Source organism: Pseudarthrobacter sp. R1 (genome assembly GCF_024494415.1).
Lineage (GTDB): Bacteria > Actinomycetota > Actinomycetes > Actinomycetales > Micrococcaceae > Arthrobacter.
Genome location: NZ_JAMKFI010000030.1, coordinates 1 through 655 on the forward strand (window position 1 = coordinate 1; position 655 = coordinate 655).

The window sequence follows — 655 nt, forward strand, 5'->3', positions numbered from 1 at the left end:
CGGGCGAGGCTCATGGGGCTGCGCCAGGGGGTGGTGGGGATGTGGTTGGCGTAGTCCCAGTTGTTCATCCAGCCGATCATGAGGCGGCGGCCCTCCGGGGCATCGCTGAAGGAGACGGCGGCGTAGTAGTCCCGGCCCCAGTCCAGCCACCGGTAGTCACCCAGCCGGTCCGGGTCCTGCAGGCCTTCGGTCACCGTGGTGGCTGAGGTGAAGGTGGTGCCGTCGAAGTCGCCCAGGAAGTATTGCCCGGCTGAGCCGTTGTTAGGCCCGCCAGGGTTGAGGTTGACGGTGAGGACCCACGTGAGGTTTTCCGGGTCGCCGTCCACCGGCAACTGGAAAAGGTCCGGGCATTCCCAGACGCCGCCGGTGGCGTTCGCGGGGCCGAAACTGCTCAGCAGTTCCCAGTGTTTCAGGTCCTCGGATTTGTAGAGGACCACCTGGAAGTCCAGGGCTTCGACGGCGACCATCACCCAGTAGCTGCCCGCGCCGCCGTCGTACCGGATGACTTTGGGGTCGCGGAACTCCGCGGACCCGCGGTTCAGCACGGGGTTGTCAGTGTGTTTTGTCCAGGTGTAGCCCCCGTCCAGGCTGTAGGCCAGGGACTGGGCCTGGACCCCCTCATGCTCCGAGCCCGGTTTGTAGGCGCTGGTGTAAA

1 protein-coding gene is annotated in these 655 nt (G+C 66.0%); it reads right to left on the reverse strand.

What is annotated here, in order from left to right; genetic code table 11:
* The coding region (locus M8J71_RS22810) for a glycoside hydrolase family 32 protein (protein WP_256250151.1) at positions 1-655 on the reverse strand (655 nt) is incomplete at both ends.